Raw genomic sequence first — 16503 nt, forward strand, 5'->3', positions numbered from 1 at the left:
CGGGCTCAGCCCTCGAGCCAGCCGTCGACGACGGCGAGGATGTCGACGAGCTCGTGGACGGTCGCGTCGGGCTCGACGTCGACGGCGACCTGCTGGTCGAGCGGGATGTCGCTGTGGGGCACCCAGATGGCGCGCATGCCGAGCTCCTGCGGCCCGAGGACGTCCTCGAAGAGCCGGTCGCCGACGTAGACGGTGCTCGTCGCGTCGACGCCGAGCGCCTGGCAGATCGCGGCGAAGGCCCCCTCGTGGGGCTTGGTCACGCCGATCTCGCTGGAGTAGACGTCGGCGTCGAGCAGGTCGAGCACGCCGTCGCGGGCGAAGACGTCGCGGTGGTAGACGCGGCTCCAGATGGTGTTCGACAGCACGCCGACCTTGAGCCCGCGGGCGCGCAGGCCCTCCCACAGCGGCCGGACCTGCGGGTCGGTGATCGTGTGCGGCTCCCAGAAGCGGCGGTAGGCCGCCAGCGCCAGGTGGTGACGGTCGTGGCGGGGGTCGACCCCGGCCCGGCGCAGCACCTCGTCGAGGCTCGCGCTGCGCTGGTCGCCGCGCGTGCCCTGCCAGGCCTCGTGCTCGGCGGCGAGGATCCGCTCGGCGAGCTCGTGGGCCCGGGCGAGATCGGCCTCGGGCACCTGGGCGGAGTCCACGGGGATGCCGTGGACCTCTCGGGCGAAGACCCGCCACTGCTCGCCGAGGTCGATGGCGTGCCAGGGCGTGAGGGTGCCTCCCCAGTCGAAGACGACCGCCCGGACCGGGCCCGGCGCGGGCCGGCTCGGCGCGACCCGCAGCGGCGTCTCCTCACGGCTCACGACGACCGCACCTCCGCGAGGAGCGCGCTCACGGCCTCGTCGACGGGGACCTCGCGCCGGTCGCCGGTGCGCCGGTCCTTGATCTCGACGACGCCGTCGGCCAGGCCCTTGCCGACGACGAGAATCGTCGGCACGCCGATGAGCTCGGCGTCCTTGAACTTCACGCCGGGGCTGACGCGCCCAGCACGGTCGTCGTAGACGACCTGCAGCCCGTGACGCTCGAGCTCCTCGGACAGCTCGGCGGCCTTGACGAAGATCTCGTCGCTCTTGCCGGCGGCGACGACGTGGACGTCGAAGGGGGCGACGGAGCGCGGCCAGACCAGGCCCCGCTCGTCGTGGTTGTCCTCGGCGATGACGCCGACGGCGCGGGTGACCCCGATGCCGTAGGAGCCCATGTGCACCGTGACGAGCTTGCCGTTCTCGTCGAGGACCTTGAGGCCGAGCGCCTCGGCGTACTTCTGGCCGAGCTGGAAGATGTGGCCCATCTCGATGCCGCGGGCCAGCGTCAGCGGGCGGCCGTTCGGGCCGAGGTCGCCCTCGCGGATCGCCGCGGCCTGGATCGTCCCGTCGGCGGTGAAGTCACGCCCGTGCACGAGGTCGATGACGTGCTTGCCGTGCTCGTCGGCGCCGGTCACCCAGGCCGAGCCCACCGCGATCGAGGGGTCGAGGAGGTAGCGGATGCCGCGCTCCTCGCCGAGGGCGCCGGGGCCGATGTACCCCTTCGCCAGGTGCGGGTGCGCGGCGAAGTCGCGCTCCTCGAAGGCCTCGACGGCGGCCGGGGCGACCTTGGCCTCGAGACGCTTCGGGTCGACCTCGCGGTCGCCGGGGACGCCGATGGCGAGCGGCTCGCGGCGGCCGTCGGGGTGCTCCTCGTCGGCAGGGTGTACGAGCATGACGATGACGTTCTTCAGCGTGTCCGCCGCGGTCCACGCGCGCCCGTCGGTGCGCGGGTGGTCCCGGTTGAGCGCGGCGACGAGCGTGTCGATCGTCGGGGTGTCGGGGGTGTCCTCGACGTGGGCGGGACCGGCGGTCACCTCGACCGGCTCGGCCTGCGGCACGGTGACGGCCTCGACGTTGGCGGCGTAGCCCTCGCCGTCGCGCACGAAGGTGTCCTCGCCGCCCTCGTTGACCGCGAGGAACTCCTCGCTCGCCGAGCCCCCCATCGCGCCGGAGTCGGCGTGCACGACGACGTACTCGAAGCCGAGGCGGTCGAAGATCTTCACGTACGCGTCGCGGTGGGCGTCGTAGGACTTGCTCAGACCCGCCTCGTCGACGTCGAAGGAGTAGCTGTCCTTCATGACGAACTCGCGCCCGCGCAGCACGCCAGCGCGCGGCCGGGCCTCGTCGCGGTACTTCGTCTGGATCTGGTAGAGCGAGACGGGCAGGTCCTTGTAGGACGTGTAGAGGTCCTTGACCGCGAGGGTGAACATCTCCTCGTGGGTCGGGCCGAGGAGCATGTCGACGCCCTTGCGGTCCTGGAGGCGGAAGAGGTTGGGTCCGTACTCCGTCCACCGGTTCGTCGCCTCGTAGGGCTCCTTGGGCAGCAGCGCGGGGAAGCTCAGCTCCTGGCCGCCCATCGCGTCCATCTCCTCGCGCACGATGCCCTCGACCTTGCGCAGGACCCGCAGCCCGAGCGGCAGCCAGCTGTAGACGCCGGGCGCGGCGCGTCGGACGTAGCCGGCCCGCACGAGCAGCTTGTGCCCCGGCAGCTCGGCGTCCGCCGGGTCCTCGCGGAGGGTGCGGAGGAAGAGGGAGGACATGCGCATGACCACGGTGGTTGGCTCCTGGCAGCTGGGGGTGGGGCAGACGTGCCCGGGCAGGATATCGGTGGTCGGCGGACCGCCCGTCGAGGCGGCCCGGTCGCGAAGGGGGTGAGCCCGCCCCGGGCTGCGAGGCTGGGCCGATGAGCACCCAGCAGTCGACAGGCACCGACGAGGGACGCCGACGCCACTACGGCGTCTTCTACGGGATCGACCCCCTGCCCGGGGCGGACGAGCCGGGCGCGCGCCCGCTGCTCGCCGTCCTCGGCAACTGCCAGGCCGAGTCCCTGCGCATCACGACGACGACCACCGCCGACGGCACGAGCCCCGTCGACTCCGTGCGGGTGCCGCCGGTGCACGAGCTCGAGGCGTCGGACATCCCCCACCTGCACCGTCTGCTCCCCCACCTCGACGTCCTCGCCGCGCAGCCGGTCCGCGACGACTACCGAGGCCTGCCGCTCGGCACGAGCCAGGTCCGGGCCCACCTGTGCGAGGACGCCCGGCTCGTCCCGCTGCCGGTGCTGCGCGACCCCAGCGCCTATCCCTTCCAGGCACTCGTGCGCGGCGCGGCCGGCGACCCGCCGGTCGTGCCGTACCACGACCTGCGCACCCTGGCGCAGGCCGCGGGCCTCACCGGGGGCCCGCAGACCCTCGCGGCCGACGAGCTCGCCGAGGCCTATCGCACGATCGCCCGCGAGGGACTCGCCGAGCTCGCGCGCCGGCAGTCCGTCTCGGGCACCCTGCGCGCCGACGACGTCGTCGCCGAGACGCTCGGCGAGGGGTGGACGATCAACCACCCGGGCAACACCGTGCTCGTCGCGCTCGGCGAGCGCCTGCGCGAGGCGATCGGGCTGCCCGCCCCGGGCGCGGACCCCGGCCGGGTCCTCCTGCGCTCGGTGCGCACCCCCCTTCGCGAGGACGTCGTCGAGGCCCTCGACCTGCCCCACGAGCCGCGGGCGGACTGGCTCGTCGGCGGCGAGGTCGTCGCCGACGACGAGGTCCGCGAGACCCAGGCGCGCTGGTACGCCGAGCACCCCGAGATGGTGAGCGCCGGCGTCGAGCGGCACGGCGAGCGGATGCGCCTGCTCGGCTGGCGCTGAGGCCGCGGCCGCTCGCGGGCGGCCGTGCCACGATCGGCGCATGGACGAGCGACCGGTCACCACCCTCGAGCAGCTCACCGATCTCATCGGCGAGCCCCTCCCCCGGGTCCGCGACAAGGTCCGCACCCACCTCACCGACGTCGACCGCCGGTGGCTGGCCGCCACCCCCTTCGTCGTCGTCGCGACCTCGGCCGCCGACGGGAGCGTCGACGCCTCGCCGAAGGGAGACCCCGCCGGCTCCCTCGTCCACGTCCTCGACGAGCGGACCGTCGCGATCGCCGAGCGACCGGGCAACCGTCGGGTCGACGGCTACCGCAACGTCCTCACCAACCCGCACGTCGGCCTGCTGTGCGTCATCCCCGGTCGCGGCGACACGCTGCGGGTCGGCGGCCGGGCACGCCTCGTCGCGGACGCGCCGTGGTTCGACGACCTCGTCGTGCGCGGTCACCGTCCGGTGCTCGCGCTCGTCGTCGAGATCGAGGAGGTCTTCCACCACTGCGCGAAGGCCTTCCTGCGCAGCGGGCTGTGGGACCCGCAGACCTGGCAGCCGGACGCGGTGGAGTCGCGCGCCGAGATCGCGCACGCGCTCGAGCGACCGGAGGACAGCGTCGAGGAGCTGCGCGAGTACTACGGCGAGGGGTACGCGCAGCAGCTCTACTGACCGGGCGCCGGCCGGCCCGTGACGACCTCGCCCTCCTCGGGCACGCGGGGACCTCCCGGGAGCCGGAAGGCCAGCGGCACGCCCCGCGCGTGCTCCCAGTCGGTGGTGTCACTGACCTGCAGGTGGACGTGCGGCTCGGTGCTGTTGCCCGAGCTCCCGCACTCGCCGAGGACGTCCCCGGGGCGTACGCGGTCGCCGACGGCGACCCGTGGCGAGCCGCGCCACAGGTGGGCGAGGACGACGACCGGGCCGCCCGGGGCGATCTCGAGGACGACGTGGTTGCCGGCGAGCGCGGCGTGACCCCGGCGGGCGCGGCTCGCCTGGGTGAGGGCGTAGCCGAGCAGGGCGAAGGGGGACCGCCTCGCCTCGTGGTCGGGCTCGCCGTCGTGGACGAGCAGGACCGTGCCGGCGACGGGGGCGAGGAGCTCGGCGCCGAAGCCGACGAAGCCCTCGGGGGCCTCGGTGGCGATCGCGCTGCGCCACGACCGCGGGGCGCTGCGGCCGTGCTCGTCGACGGCGACGAAGTCGATGGCGTGGCTCGTGCCGTAGAGGGTCGTGCCGTGGCTGGGCACGCGGCGGGCCGGGCTCATCTCGGTGCGCCAGCGTCCGCGGAAGGGCAGGTCGAGGACGACGGGGCCGGTCACGCCGTCCCCGTCCACGTCAGCCCTCGTCGAGCGCGGCGACGAGGGCGGGCAGGGCGGTCGCGGCACCGGCGCGCACGTGGTGGTGGCACAGGTCGGAGACGTCGCTGGGCTGCGGGTTGACCTCGACGACGACGGCGCCCTGGCCGAGGGCCATCGCGGGCAGACCCGCGGCCGGGTAGACCAGGCCGCTCGTGCCGACGACGAGGACGACGTCTCCCCCGTCGAGCCGCTCGACGGCGCCGACCGCTGCGTCCCACGCGTCGCGCGGCATCTCCTCGCCGAACCACACGACCCCGGGTCGGACGTCGCCGCCGCACGCGGGGCACGTCGGCGGGTCGAGCCTCTCGACCGGCTCGTCGGGCACGGCGAGCTCGCCCTGCCACGGGGTCGCGCAGTCGCGGCAGCGGAAGGACAGGAGGGACCCGTGGACGTGCGAGAGGACGCGAGAGCCGGCGCGCTCGTGGAGGTCGTCGACGTTCTGCGTGACGACCTCGACATCACGCAGGCGGGCGAGGTCGGCGACCGCCCGGTGACCCGCATGGGGCTCGACCCGGCGCAGCAGGGCGGCCCGCCATGCGTACCAGGCCCACACGAAGGGAGGGTCGTCGTCCCAGGCCTCCTGGGTCGCCAGGGAGGAGGGGTCGAAGCGCTCCCAGAGCCCGCTCTGCGCGTCGCGGAAGGTCGGCACGCCGGACTCGGCGCTCATGCCGGCGCCGGAGAGCACGAGGACCCGGCGGGCAGCGCGGAGGGCGTCGACGACGGCGGGGTCGGCGGACGAGGCGGGCTCCCCCACGTCGGCGCTCATCGCCGCGGTGCGCTGCGGGCGGCCCGCAGCGCAGCGCGCACGAGCGGGAGCTGGAGGGGCAGCCGGGCCAGGGTGCCGGCGAAGGCGGCCCGGGAGCCGGTCGTGCGGCGTCGGCGGGCGCGCCGGCCGTGGTCGAGGCTCATCTGGACGTTGGCGGGCAGGACAGCGACGAGCAGGACCGCGCTCGCCAGACCGGCGACGCGACGGGTGCGCGGCACGAGCAGGCCTGCGCCGCAGAGGATCTCGAGGACGCCGGAGACGTAGACGAGCTCGCGCCGGTGGCCCCGCAGCGGGGCGGGGACGATCGACTCGAAGACCTGGGGGCGCACGAGGTGCACGACTCCGGAGGTGATGAGCAGACCGGCCAGGCCGGTGGTCGACAGGTCGCGACGGGGCACGGGCTCTCCTAGAGGATCTGGCGCAGGTTGGCGCGAGAGAGGTCGAGCAGCTCGTCGCCGCGGCCGGACATCACGGTGCGCAGGGCGTAGAGGGTGAAGCCCTTGACCTGCTCGGCGGAGATGGCCGGGGGGATCGTCAGCTCCTGGCGCTCGGTGACGACGTCGACGAGGGCGGGTCCGTCGTGGGCGAAGGCCTCGCGCAGCGCGCCCTCGAGGTCCTCGGATCGCTCGACCCGCCAGCCGCGGATGCCGACCGCCTCGGCGACCTTCGAGAAGTCGGGGTTGTCCAGACCGGTGCCGAAGTCGGGCAGCCCGGCGGCCTTCATCTCGAGCTCGACGAAGTTCAGCGAGCTGTTGTTGAGGACGACGACCTTGATCGGCAGGTCGTGCTGGCGCACGGTGAGCAGCTCGCCCATGAGCATGGCCAGCCCGCCGTCCCCGCTGAGGGTGACGACCTGGCGGTCGGGGTAGGCGCTCTGCGCGCCGATCGCGTGCGGCACGGCGTTGGCCATCGACCCGTGGACGAAGGAGCCGATGACGCGTCGGTCGCCGCGGCAGCTGAGGTAGCGCGCGGCGTAGACGACCGGCGAGCCGACGTCGGGGATGAAGACGGCGTCGTCGGCGGCGATCTCGTCGACCAGCCGGGCGAGGTACTGCGGGTGGATCGCCTGGCGCCGCTTCGACGGCACGGCGAGGTCGTCGAGCCGCTCGCGGGTGCGGCGGTAGTGCTTCACCGAGTCCTCGAGGTGGTCGCGGTCCTTCGCCCGCGTGAGGAGCGGGAGCAGCTCGCGCACGGTGTCGCGGACGTCGCCGACGAGCCCGACCTCGAGGGGCACGCGCTTGCCGAGCTGCTCTCCCCGCACGTCGACCTGGACGACCTTCGCGTGCTCGGGGAAGAACTGGCGGTAGGGGAAGTCGGTGCCGAGCATGAGGATCGTGTCGGCCCGCTCCATCGCGCGGTAGCCGGAGGCGAAGCCGAGCAGACCGGTGAGACCGACGTCGAAGGGGTTGTCCCCCTCGACGTGCTGCTTGCCGCGCAGGGAGTGCACGACCGGGGCGCCGAGGGTGTCGGCGAGCTGGAGGACCTCGGCCTTCGCGCCCTCCGCGCCGACGCCCACGAGCAGGGTCGTGCGCCGGGAGCGGCTCAGCAGGTCGGCTGCCCGCTGCAGCTGCTCGACGTCGGGGACGACGCGGGCGCGGGCGCGCTCGACGACGGTGACCCGGGTGTCCTGGGCCTCGAGCTGGGCGACGTCACCGGGGATGACGAGCACGGCGACCCCGCGCTGCTGGATCGCCGCGCGCATCGCGGTCTCGAGCATCCGCGGCATCTGCGAGGCGTCGGAGACCATCTCGCAGTAGACGCTGCACTCCTGGAAGAGGTTCTGCGGGTGCGTCTCCTGGAAGTAGCCGCTGCCGATCTCCGAGCTCGGGATCTGCGCCGCGATGGCGAGCACGGGCACACGCGAGCGCTGGGCGTCGAAGAGGCCGTTGATGAGGTGGAGGTTCCCAGGGCCGCAGCTGCCGAAGCAGACGGAGAGCTCACCGGTGAGCTCGGCGTCGGCCGCGGCGGCGAAGGCCGCGGACTCCTCGTGCCGCACGAGCTGCCAGGCGATGCTGCCGTCCCGGCGCATCGCCTCGGTGAAGCCGTTGAGCGAGTCGCCGGGGACCCCGTACGCGCGGGTCACCCCGTTGGCCCTCAGGGTGGCGATGACGGTGTCCGCGATGGTGGCCATGCGGGCTCTCCCTTCGGTCGGACGTGCTGTCCTCGCCACGCTAGACCCCTGCCCGACCCGACCCGGCGGGCGGGGCCCCTCGTAGGGTGAGCGCGACACCACCGAGGACGAGGAGACCCCGTGCGCGCCGTGTACGCCGAGAGCATCACCCCCGACGACCCCCTGGCCGGCCTCGTCGTCGGCGAGCGCCCCGAGCCCGAGGTGCCCGACGGCTGGGCCCGGGTCAGCGTCCGGGCGGCGGCGCTCAACCACCACGACCTGTGGTCGCTGCGCGGGGTCGGTCTCGGGCAGGACAAGCTGCCGATGGTCCTCGGGTGCGACGCCGCGGGCGTCGACGAGGACGGCCGCGAGGTGATCGTCCACGCGGTGATCTCCGACCCGTCGTGGACCGGCGACGAGACGATGGACCCGCGCCGCTCGCTGCTCAGCGAGCGCCACCAGGGCACCGTCGTCGTGCCCCGGCGCAACCTCCTGCCCAAGCCCGCCGACCTCACCTTCGAGGAGGCTGCCTGCCTGCCGACCGCGTGGCTCACCGCCTACCGGATGCTCTTCACCCGTGGCGAGCTGCGCCCCGGTCAGAGCGTGCTCGTCCAGGGCGTGGGGGGCGGCGTCGCCACCGCGCTCGTCGTGCTCGGCCACGCGGCCGGGCTGCGGGTACTCGCGACCTCGCGCGACGAGGCGAAGCGGGCCCGCGCGCTCGAGCTCGGCGCCGACGCGGTCTTCGAGAGCGGTGAGCGTCTGCCGGAGAAGGTCGACGCGGTGATGGAGACGGTGGGCCGCGCGACGTGGAGCCACTCGATCCGCTCCCTTCGCCCCGGCGGGACGCTCGTCGTCTCCGGGACGACGAGCGGGCCGCAGCTCGACGACGCGGAGCTCACCCGGATCTTCTTCCTCCAGCTGCGGGTCGTCGGCTCGACGATGGGCACCCTGCAGGAGCTGCGCGATCTCACCGCCCTGCTCGCCGTGAGCGGCGCACGGCCGGTGATCCACGACGTCGTGCCGGTCGAGCGGGCGCGTGACGCCTTCGCCGAGATGGAGCGCGGCGACATGGTCGGCAAGCTCGTGCTCACCTTCTGAGGCCCTCTGGCAGGTCGAGGTGCGACGGGGCGCCGCCCTGAGGTGCGACCCAGCGCCGCCCTGAGGTGCGACGCAGGAGCCTCGAAGGGGGCTCGTGGCCCCACCCCCTGCAACCCCTCAGAAGAGGATCGTCGCGAAGGCCCCGATCCGCTCCATGCCGATGCGCTCGTAAGTGGCGATCGCCGGCGCGTTGTAGTCGTTGACGTAGAGCGTCACCCACGGGGCGTGGTGGGCGAGCGTCATCTCGACGACGCTGGCCATCATCGGGGCCGCGAGGCCCTGGCCGCGCAGGTGCGGGGCGAGCCACACGCCCTGGATCTGCGCGCAGCCGAGCGCCACCGACCCGACGTCGGCCTTGAAGATCACCGCGCCGTCCTCGACGACGACGTAGGTGCGGTTCTTGCGCAGCAGCGTGCGCAGGGTGTCGGCGTAGTACGTCGAGGAGCCCTGGTAGGGCGGGTAGCCGATCTCCTCGGTGAACATGTGCTCGGCCGCCGGGAGGACGAGGTCGGTCTCCTCGACCAGGCCCGGGCGCACGCGGGGGTCGAGCTCGACGCCCCGGCTCGACGGGGTGTCCCGCATGCCCATGAGCGGCTGCTGCCCGCGCACCGAGCGGGGCCGCCCGAAGCTCTCGCCGACCTCGTCCCACATCGCCATGACCTCGTCGTGAGGGCCGAGGAAGGAGGCGCAGCGCCGTCGCACCTTGCGCACGCGGTCGGCGAAGGCGGCGCGGCTGTCGGCGTGGGTGGACACGGGCACGACGTTGGCGATGGTCCACACCATCGAGGTGAGGGCCTCGTCCTCGAAGTACCCCGAGACGGCCGTGCTGCCGAGCCCGAGCGCACCGTCGAGGATCCGGCTGGCGACGTAGACGTTCGCCGCGGGGTCCTGGGCGCACAGCTCGAGGGCGGCCTCACGATCATCTGTCGTCAGGAGCCTCACGGGCGAGCGGGTGCGCAGCACGCGCTCAGCGTAGGTCAGCCGACGGTGACGGTGGGGGTGCCCGCGCCGTCCTCCTCGTCGACGGGCTCGCCGATCTCCTCGGCGATGCGCATGGCCTCCTCGATGAGGGTCTCGACGATCTTGCTCTCGGGCACGGTCTTGATGACCTCGCCCTTGACGAAGATCTGGCCCTTGCCGTTGCCGGAGGCGACGCCGAGGTCGGCCTCGCGGGCCTCGCCCGGGCCGTTGACGACGCAGCCCATGACGGCGACGCGGAGGGGGACGGTCATCCCCTCGAGCCCGGCGGTGACCTCGTCGGCGAGCTTGTAGACGTCGACCTGGGCGCGGCCGCAGCTGGGGCAGGAGACGATCTCGAGCTTGCGCGGGCGCAGGCCGAGGGACTGGAGGATCGAGATGCCGACCTTGACCTCCTCGACCGGCGGGGCCGACAGCGAGACGCGGATCGTGTCACCGATGCCGCGCGAGAGCAGGGCGCCGAAGGCGGTGGCCGACTTGATCGTGCCCTGGAAGGCGGGGCCGGCCTCGGTGACGCCGAGGTGGAGCGGCCAGTCGCCGCGCTCGGCGAGCAGCTCGTAGGCGCGCACCATCGTCACGGGGTCGTTGTGCTTGACCGAGATCTTGAAGTCGTGGAAGTCGTGCTCCTCGAACAGGCCCGCCTCCCACACGGCGGACTCGACGAGCGCCTCGGGGGTGGCCTTGCCGTAGCGCTCGAGCAGGCGCTTGTCGAGGCTGCCGGCGTTGACGCCGATCCGGATCGAGGTGCCGTGGTCCTTCGCGGCCTTGGCGATCTCGCCGACCTGGTCGTCGAACTGGCGGATGTTGCCGGGGTTGACCCGCACCGCCGCGCACCCCGCCTCGATCGCCTGGAAGACGTACTTCGGCTGGAAGTGGATGTCGGCGATGACCGGGATCTGGCTGTGCTGGGCGATCTCGGCGAGCGCGTCGGCGTCGTCCTGGCTCGGGCAGGCGACGCGCACGATGTCGCAGCCGGCCGCGGTGAGCTCGGCGATCTGCTGGAGGGTGGAGTTGACGTCGGAGGTGAGCGTCGTCGTCATCGACTGCACCGAGATCGGCGACTCGCTGCCGACCCCGACCGACCCGACCTTGATCTGCCGGGTGGGGCGACGGGGGGCGATCACGGGCGCGGGGGCCTTCGGCATGCCGAGGGAGACAGTCATACCCTCATTATCCCCCTTCCGCTGGGAGTGGTCTGGGCACTCCCCCACCCCGGTGCCACCCCCTTCGCCCGCCCCCCTCCGCAACCGCGGCCCCCGCCCCACCCTCTGAGACCCCCACCTACCCCTCCGTAAGTGGGGTGATCACCCCACGTACGGAGGGGTAGGTGGGGGTCTGGACGGGGGCGAAGGGGGATCCACAGGCCCGGTCCACGACGGCCCGTCGTCCACCGGTCGCGCCCGGTGACGGCCGAGCGGTCCCTCGCAGACGAGCCTGCGGCCATGACACGAGCACCCGAGACCACCACACCCGACGGCCTGACGACAGACGCCCGGACATATCTCGCTGCCCAGGACGGGCTCATCACCCGAGCGCAGGCCCTGAGCTCCGGTGTCACCAAGGAGACGATCAGGTGGCGGGCCGGGCGGCACTGGAGGGTGGTGCTCCCCCGCACCTACCTCGTCGGACGAGAGTCGCCGAGCGAGCGACAACGTCTCGTCGCTGCCCTGCTGTGGGCTGGTCCGAGGGCCTACCTCACCGGGGATGCGGCCGCCCGGCTCCATGGGATGGGTCTGCCCGCCCCTCCGGTGCTCGAGATGCTCACCCCGTGGCCCGGCAAGAGCCGCCACAACGGCTTCGCCTCCGTGCGTCGCACCCTCCTCGACGACGTGGCGATCTGCACGAGGGGTCCGATCCGATACGCGTCCCCCGCCCGGTCGGCGGTCGACGCGGCGCTGCGACGCAGGTCGTCACGAGAACGGACGGCCGTGCTCGTCGAGGCCGTCCAGCGGGGGCTGGCCTCGGTCGAGGAGCTGCACGAGTGGACCTGCCGGCTGCGCGACCGAGACGGGGCACAGCTCGTCGAGGCGCTCGACCACGCGGCGACCGGTGCGTGGTCGGCCCCGGAGGCCGAGCTCGTCGACCTCGTGCTCACCTCGTCGGTGCTGCCCGAGCCGTGGACCAACCCGCCGCTGCGCGATGCCACCGGCGCCGCGCTGCTCACGCCGGACCTGTGGTTCGACGACGTGGGCATGGCCGTGCTCGTCCACTCCTTCCAGTACCACTCGCAGGGCGAGGACTGGGTGACGACGGTGGAGCGCGACGGCGACCTGACCCGCCTGGGTGTCGTCGTCGTCGGGGTCACGCCCACCGGCCTGCGACGAGACGGTGCGGGGACCCTGCGTCGGCTCGAGGAGACCTACGCGGTCGCCGCCCGCCGCCCTCGCCCTGACCTCCGCGCCACGAGGCGCCCCACCCGCTGAGGCCCCCGCCTACCCCTCCGTGAGTGGGGTGATCACCCCATTTACGGAGGGGTAGGTGGGGGTGTCGACGGCGTGGAGTCGAGGACGCGGCGCTGCCGACGGCGCGGCCCGTCGGTCACACCCATGCCGGCCCGCGCGCCTCGCCGGGCAGGCAAGGGCCGAAGGGGGTCAGAGGAGCTTGATCGGCTTGACGATGTCGGCGTAGACGAGCAGGACCGTCATGGCGATGAAGGTCAGGGCGACGCCGTAGGCCAGGGGCAGGGCCTTCGCGACGTCGACCGGGCCGGGGTCGGGCAGGCCGCGGACGCGGGCCCAGCCCTTCTTCACGCCCTCCCACAGCGCGCCGGCGACGTGGCCGCCGTCGAGCGGGAGGAGCGGGATGAGGTTGAAGGCGAAGAGCATGAGGTTGAGCGAGCCGATGAGGCTGATGATCATCATGAGCTTCTCGACCGGGGTGCCGAACTCGTCCGAGCTCGCCACCTCGCCGGCGACCCGGCCGACGCCGACGACCGACATCGGGCTCTCGGGGTCGCGCTCCTCGCTGCCGAAGGCCGCCTGGTAGACCCCGACGAGCTTCTGCGGGATCTTCGCGACGGCGGAGAAGGTCGTCACGAGCATGTCGCCGAAGAGCGCGGGCACCTCGGTCACGGGCTGCTTGACGCGCACGGGGGTGCCGCTCGCGCCGAGGAAGCCGGCCTGCTCGAGGACGGGCTCCCCCTTCGCGTCCTCGACGACCCGGCCGTCGTCGCCGATCTTCGGCTGGTCGAGGACGATCGGGGTCGCGGTGACGGTCTCGTCGCGTCCCCCGCGGTCGACGGCGATGCGCATCTCGCGGTCGCCGTTGGCGCGGATCTGCGCGCGCACCTCGTCCCACGTCGTCACGGCCTGGCCGTTGATCGCGGTGATCGTGTCGCCGGGGCGCAGACCCGCCTCGTTGGCCGGGGCCGTGGGCATGTCGGGCGTGCACTCCTGCGCGGTGCTCTGCCCGGCCTTGGTGAGGTCGACGCACTCGCTGACGGAGGAGAGCCTCGGCGAGGTCTGCACCGTGCCGTAGAGCGTGAAGATGCCGCCGAAGATGACGAAGGCGATGAGGAGGTTCATCATCGGCCCGCCGAGCATGACGGTGATCTTCTTCGGCACCGAGAGCTTGTAGAAGAGCCGGTCCTCGTCGCCGGGTCGCACCTCCTCGAAGGACTGCGCGCGCGCCTCGTCGGCGAGCTGGCTGAAGCGGCCCGTGCTCGACGTGCGGATCGTGCCCGGCTCGTCACCCGCGCGCGGCGGGAACATGCCGATCATCCGGATGTAGCCGCCGAGCGGGATCGCCTTGACGCCGTACTCGGTCTCTCCGCGCCGTCGCGAGAAGACCGTCGGGCCGAAGCCGACCATGTACTGCGGGACGCGCACGCCGAAGCGCTTGGCGGGCACGAGGTGCCCGATCTCGTGCAGCGCGATCGACAGCGCGATGCCGACGAAGACGAGCACGACCCCTGCGAGGAAGAGCATGGTCGCCATCGTCTCATCCCCTCACGACAGCCGCAGCGACCTCGCGCGCCCAGCGGTCCGCGGCGAGCACCCCGTCGAGGCTGTGGGCGTCGAAGTCGCCCCCGTCGTGGCGCCCGACGACCTCGGCGACGGTGTCGACGATCCCGACGAAAGGCAGCGCCCCGTCGTGGAAGGCGTCGACGGCCACCTCGTTGGCCGCGTTGTAGACGGCCGGGTACGTGCCACCGGCGGTGCCGACCTGTCGGGCGAGCTCTACCGCGGGGAAGGCGACGTCGTCGATCGGCGCGAAGTCCCAGCTCTGCACCTGGGTCCAGTCGCACGGCACGTCGACGTCGGGCAGGCGATCCGGCCACGACAGCCCGAGCGCGATCGGCACGAGCATCCGCGGCGGGCCCATCTGCGCGATCGTCGACCCGTCGTGGAACTCGACCATCGAGTGGATCTGCTGCTGCGGGTGCACGACGGTGGCGATCCGCTCGAAGGGGATGTCGAAGAGCAGGTGGGCCTCGATGACCTCGAGCCCCTTGTTGACCAGGGTCGCCGAGTTCGTCGTGATGACACGGCCCATGGCGAAGTTGGGGTGGGCCAGTGCCTCCTGCGGCGTCACCTCGGCGAGCTGCTCACGCGTGCGGCCGCGGAAGGGACCGCCGCTCGCGGTGACGACGAGCCGCCGCACCTCCGAGGACCGCCCGCCCCGCAGGCACTGCGCGATGGCCGAGTGCTCGGAGTCGACGGGGACGACCTGATCGGGCCCGGCGAGGTCGCGCACGAGCGGGCCGCCGATGATGAGCGACTCCTTGTTCGCCAGCGCGAGCGTCGTGCCCGCCCGCAGGGCGGCGAGCGTCGGCCGCAGCCCGATCGCGCCGGTGATGCCGTTGAGCACGACGTCGGCCTCGCGCCCGGCGACCTCGGTCGAGGCGTCCTCGCCGACGAGCACCTCCGGGGCGTACCCGGTGACGCCCGCGGCGTCCGCGGCGGACCGCACGGCCGCCCGCAGGTCCTCCGTCGAGCCCGTCGCCGCCGCGACGAGTGGCGCCCGGTGCGCGACGGCCTGCTCTGCGAGCAGGCCGACGTTCGACCCGCCCGCCAGCGCCCCGACCTCGAAGCGCTCGGCGTTCGCGGAGATGACGTCGAGCCCCTGGGTGCCGATGGAGCCCGTCGACCCCAGGAGGGTGACGCGGGTGCGGGTCATGCCGCACCCCCTTCGCCACGCGAGGTGCGGATCTCGTCACGCCGAGCCAGCCGGTGGCGTCGTCTGATCTGCGCCTCGCGGAAGCGGCGGTGCTCCTCCTCGGTCTCGACGCTCAGCTCGGGCACCGGACGGGTCTGCCCGTCGGCGTCGACGGCGACCATGACGAGGTAGGCCGAGGCGACGTGCACGCGCGGCGCGACGCTGTCCCAGCGGTCGGCCTCGGCGCGCACCCCGACCTCCATCGAGCTGCGCCCCGCCCAGTTGATCTGGGCGCTCACGTGCAGGACGTCCCCGACCCGCACCGGGGTGAGGAAGGTCATCTCGTCCATCCCGGCGGTCACCGCCGGCCCCTGCGCGAAGCGGTTGGCCACGACGCCGGCGCAGTCGTCGACCATCTTCATGATGTTGCCGCCGTGGATCGTGCCGAGGAGGTTGGCCTCCGTCGCGTTCATCACGTGGCTGAGGGTGACCTGGGTCGAGGTGGGGGTCGTCACGCCCCCATGATCCCCCACCGCGCCGGTCAGCCCGCGCGGGCGATCTCGACGGCCACCGTCAGCTGCTCGGCGTCGTGCTCGAGGTCGCCGAGGACGCCCAGCAGCGCCTGGTCCTCGAGCACGTCGGACCCGGGGGTGGGTCGCCACAGCAGGGTCCACGACCCGTGGTGACGTGTCGCGACGTCCATGAGGCTGTCGTAGAGCGCGTCGAGGTTGCGCCCGAAGTGCTCGGGCAGGTCGAAGGACGCGGCGAAGGCGTCGTACGCGGTCTCGCGGTCGGACCCGCCGTCGACGACGTGGACGTGCACGTGGTGGTGCATCGCCTCGACGAGCAGGGCGTCGACGGCCTCGGGCCGCAGCCGGATCACGAATCCACCTCGACCTGGCGGAAGCTCGCGTAGTGGTCGGCCGTGTAGTACGTGTCGCCCTCGTCACCGACGACGAGCCGGCGCGCCCCGCGGTCGCTCTCGCCGGGCGTCGGCACCGTGTACTCGGCGTAGTACCCGCGGTCGCGGATCGGCAGGATCCGCTCGCGGTTGCCGAAGGTCACCCCGTCGCGGTCGTACGGGAAGGGCCCGCCGGCCGCGACCAGCGCGAGAGTGCGGCGCCCCTCGGGCGGCAGCGAGGAGGCGGGGACCGTCGACAGCCCCGAGTCCGGCGTCGCCGCCGCGGCGGGCCGCGCGGAGGACGAGCGCGAAGGGGTCGACGACCGCGAGGCGGGCGGCGACGGCTGCGCGGAGGTGGACGACGTCGGCGAGGACGACGGGGCGCCGGCCGGCTCCCCGTCGTCGCCGCCGCCGATCGTCAGCCAGGCGGCGAGGAGGAGCAGGAGCACCCCGGCGACCACCTGCAGCCGCTGCCGCCAGGTCGTGCTCACGCGCGTGCCGTCGAGGGTGCCATGGGGAGATTGTGCAGCCCCGTGGCACCCG

Annotated in this window: 17 protein-coding genes; 4 read left to right on the forward strand and 13 right to left on the reverse strand. The window is 73.3% G+C overall.

Translation table 11 applies throughout. The features are described from left to right. Positions 1–5: 5 nt before the first annotated feature. Positions 6–806: an HAD family hydrolase gene (locus ABIB53_RS01605; RefSeq protein WP_224766771.1), complete on the reverse strand. Its 801-nt coding sequence runs from the start codon at positions 804–806 to the stop codon at positions 6–8. After that, a complete protein-coding gene (locus ABIB53_RS01610) occupies positions 803–2572 on the reverse strand; it encodes a proline--tRNA ligase (RefSeq protein WP_191563118.1) in 1770 nt (589 codons plus the stop codon). The genes ABIB53_RS01605 and ABIB53_RS01610 overlap by 4 nt, the downstream gene beginning before the upstream one ends. 137 nt (positions 2573–2709) lie before the next feature. Between ABIB53_RS01610 and ABIB53_RS01615 the strand changes: the two genes are divergently transcribed. Together ABIB53_RS01615 and ABIB53_RS01620 are read left to right on the forward strand one after the other, a co-directional pair. Beyond that, the gene (locus ABIB53_RS01615) at positions 2710–3666 is read left to right on the forward strand and encodes a WcbI family polysaccharide biosynthesis putative acetyltransferase (RefSeq protein WP_354586864.1); all 957 of its coding nucleotides are present in this window, start codon (positions 2710–2712) and stop codon (positions 3664–3666) included. A 40-nt stretch (positions 3667–3706) separates the two neighbouring features. After that, on the forward strand, positions 3707–4327 hold the full coding sequence (locus ABIB53_RS01620; protein WP_354586865.1) for a pyridoxamine 5'-phosphate oxidase family protein: 621 nt from the start codon (positions 3707–3709) through the stop codon (positions 4325–4327). On the opposite strand, the gene ABIB53_RS01625 is transcribed toward ABIB53_RS01620, so the two are convergent. Genes ABIB53_RS01625 through poxB form a run of 4 tightly spaced genes read right to left on the reverse strand, consistent with a single transcriptional unit; the run spans position 4321 to position 7907 of the window. Further along, positions 4321–4971: a peptidoglycan DD-metalloendopeptidase family protein gene (locus ABIB53_RS01625; protein ID WP_354586866.1), complete on the reverse strand. Its 651-nt coding sequence runs from the start codon at positions 4969–4971 to the stop codon at positions 4321–4323. The genes ABIB53_RS01620 and ABIB53_RS01625 overlap by 7 nt on opposite strands. A 16-nt stretch (positions 4972–4987) precedes the next feature. Further along, complete coding sequence (locus ABIB53_RS01630; RefSeq protein WP_354586867.1) at positions 4988–5776, reverse strand: SIR2 family NAD-dependent protein deacylase; 789 nt, start codon at positions 5774–5776, stop codon at positions 4988–4990. Then, the gene (locus ABIB53_RS01635; protein WP_201467308.1) at positions 5773–6174 is read right to left on the reverse strand and encodes a DoxX family protein; all 402 of its coding nucleotides are present in this window, start codon (positions 6172–6174) and stop codon (positions 5773–5775) included. Before ABIB53_RS01635 ends, ABIB53_RS01630 begins: the two co-directional genes overlap by 4 nt. A gap of 8 nt (positions 6175–6182) precedes the next feature. Beyond that, on the reverse strand, positions 6183–7907 hold the full coding sequence (gene poxB, locus ABIB53_RS01640) for a ubiquinone-dependent pyruvate dehydrogenase (RefSeq protein ID WP_201467309.1): 1725 nt from the start codon (positions 7905–7907) through the stop codon (positions 6183–6185). 120 nt (positions 7908–8027) lie between these two features. Between poxB and ABIB53_RS01645 the strand changes: the two genes are divergently transcribed. Further along, a complete protein-coding gene (locus ABIB53_RS01645; protein WP_354586868.1) occupies positions 8028–8984 on the forward strand; it encodes a zinc-binding dehydrogenase in 957 nt (318 codons plus the stop codon). Positions 8985–9101: 117 nt separating this feature from the next. On the opposite strand, the gene ABIB53_RS01650 is transcribed toward ABIB53_RS01645, so the two are convergent. Both ABIB53_RS01650 and ispG read right to left on the reverse strand, forming a co-directional pair. After that, positions 9102–9947 (reverse strand): GNAT family N-acetyltransferase, encoded by an 846-nt coding sequence (locus ABIB53_RS01650; RefSeq protein ID WP_123092782.1) that lies wholly within the window; start codon positions 9945–9947, stop codon positions 9102–9104. Between the two features lie 14 nt (positions 9948–9961). After that, a complete protein-coding gene (gene ispG, locus ABIB53_RS01655; RefSeq protein ID WP_354586869.1) occupies positions 9962–11125 on the reverse strand; it encodes a flavodoxin-dependent (E)-4-hydroxy-3-methylbut-2-enyl-diphosphate synthase in 1164 nt (387 codons plus the stop codon). Between the two features lie 279 nt (positions 11126–11404). Here ispG and ABIB53_RS01660 point away from each other — a divergent pair, with 279 nt between their 5' ends. Then, on the forward strand, positions 11405–12385 hold the full coding sequence (locus ABIB53_RS01660) for a hypothetical protein (protein WP_354586870.1): 981 nt from the start codon (positions 11405–11407) through the stop codon (positions 12383–12385). Positions 12386–12553: 168 nt separating this feature from the next. Here ABIB53_RS01660 and ABIB53_RS01665 read toward each other — a convergent pair whose 3' ends face one another. The 5 genes from ABIB53_RS01665 to ABIB53_RS01685 are packed head-to-tail and all read right to left on the reverse strand — an operon-like array spanning position 12554 to position 16451. Next, on the reverse strand, positions 12554–13897 hold the full coding sequence (locus ABIB53_RS01665) for a M50 family metallopeptidase (protein ID WP_201467312.1): 1344 nt from the start codon (positions 13895–13897) through the stop codon (positions 12554–12556). Between the two features lie 4 nt (positions 13898–13901). Next, complete coding sequence (gene dxr, locus ABIB53_RS01670) at positions 13902–15080, reverse strand: 1-deoxy-D-xylulose-5-phosphate reductoisomerase (protein ID WP_354586872.1); 1179 nt, start codon at positions 15078–15080, stop codon at positions 13902–13904. After that, positions 15077–15574 carry an acyl-CoA thioesterase gene (locus ABIB53_RS01675; protein WP_224766769.1) on the reverse strand — a complete coding sequence of 166 codons (498 nt, stop codon included), beginning with the start codon at positions 15572–15574 and terminating at the stop codon, positions 15077–15079. The genes dxr and ABIB53_RS01675 overlap by 4 nt, the downstream gene beginning before the upstream one ends. 26 nt (positions 15575–15600) lie before the next feature. Next, on the reverse strand, positions 15601–15942 hold the full coding sequence (locus ABIB53_RS01680) for a barstar family protein (RefSeq protein WP_354586873.1): 342 nt from the start codon (positions 15940–15942) through the stop codon (positions 15601–15603). Next, on the reverse strand, positions 15939–16451 hold the full coding sequence (locus ABIB53_RS01685; protein ID WP_354586875.1) for a guanyl-specific ribonuclease: 513 nt from the start codon (positions 16449–16451) through the stop codon (positions 15939–15941). The genes ABIB53_RS01680 and ABIB53_RS01685 overlap by 4 nt, the downstream gene beginning before the upstream one ends. Between the last annotated feature and the right edge of the window lie 52 nt (positions 16452–16503).

Origin of the sequence: Janibacter sp. UYMM211 (assembly GCF_040547045.1) — a bacterium.
Taxonomy (GTDB): domain Bacteria; phylum Actinomycetota; class Actinomycetes; order Actinomycetales; family Dermatophilaceae; genus Marihabitans; species Marihabitans melonis.

Coding starts and splice junctions, on each gene's coding strand:
- ABIB53_RS01610 (WP_191563118.1), bottom strand. CDS start 2,572: ATGCGCATGTCCTCCCTCTTCCTCCGCACCCTCCGCGAGGACCCGGCG.
- ABIB53_RS01615 (WP_354586864.1), top strand. CDS start 2,710: ATGAGCACCCAGCAGTCGACAGGCACCGACGAGGGACGCCGACGCCAC.
- ABIB53_RS01620 (WP_354586865.1), top strand. CDS start 3,707: ATGGACGAGCGACCGGTCACCACCCTCGAGCAGCTCACCGATCTCATC.
- ABIB53_RS01630 (WP_354586867.1), bottom strand. CDS start 5,776: ATGAGCGCCGACGTGGGGGAGCCCGCCTCGTCCGCCGACCCCGCCGTC.
- poxB (WP_201467309.1), bottom strand. CDS start 7,907: ATGGCCACCATCGCGGACACCGTCATCGCCACCCTGAGGGCCAACGGG.
- ispG (WP_354586869.1), bottom strand. CDS start 11,125: ATGACTGTCTCCCTCGGCATGCCGAAGGCCCCCGCGCCCGTGATCGCC.
- ABIB53_RS01660 (WP_354586870.1), top strand. CDS start 11,405: ATGACACGAGCACCCGAGACCACCACACCCGACGGCCTGACGACAGAC.
- ABIB53_RS01665 (WP_201467312.1), bottom strand. CDS start 13,897: ATGGCGACCATGCTCTTCCTCGCAGGGGTCGTGCTCGTCTTCGTCGGC.
- dxr (WP_354586872.1), bottom strand. CDS start 15,080: ATGACCCGCACCCGCGTCACCCTCCTGGGGTCGACGGGCTCCATCGGC.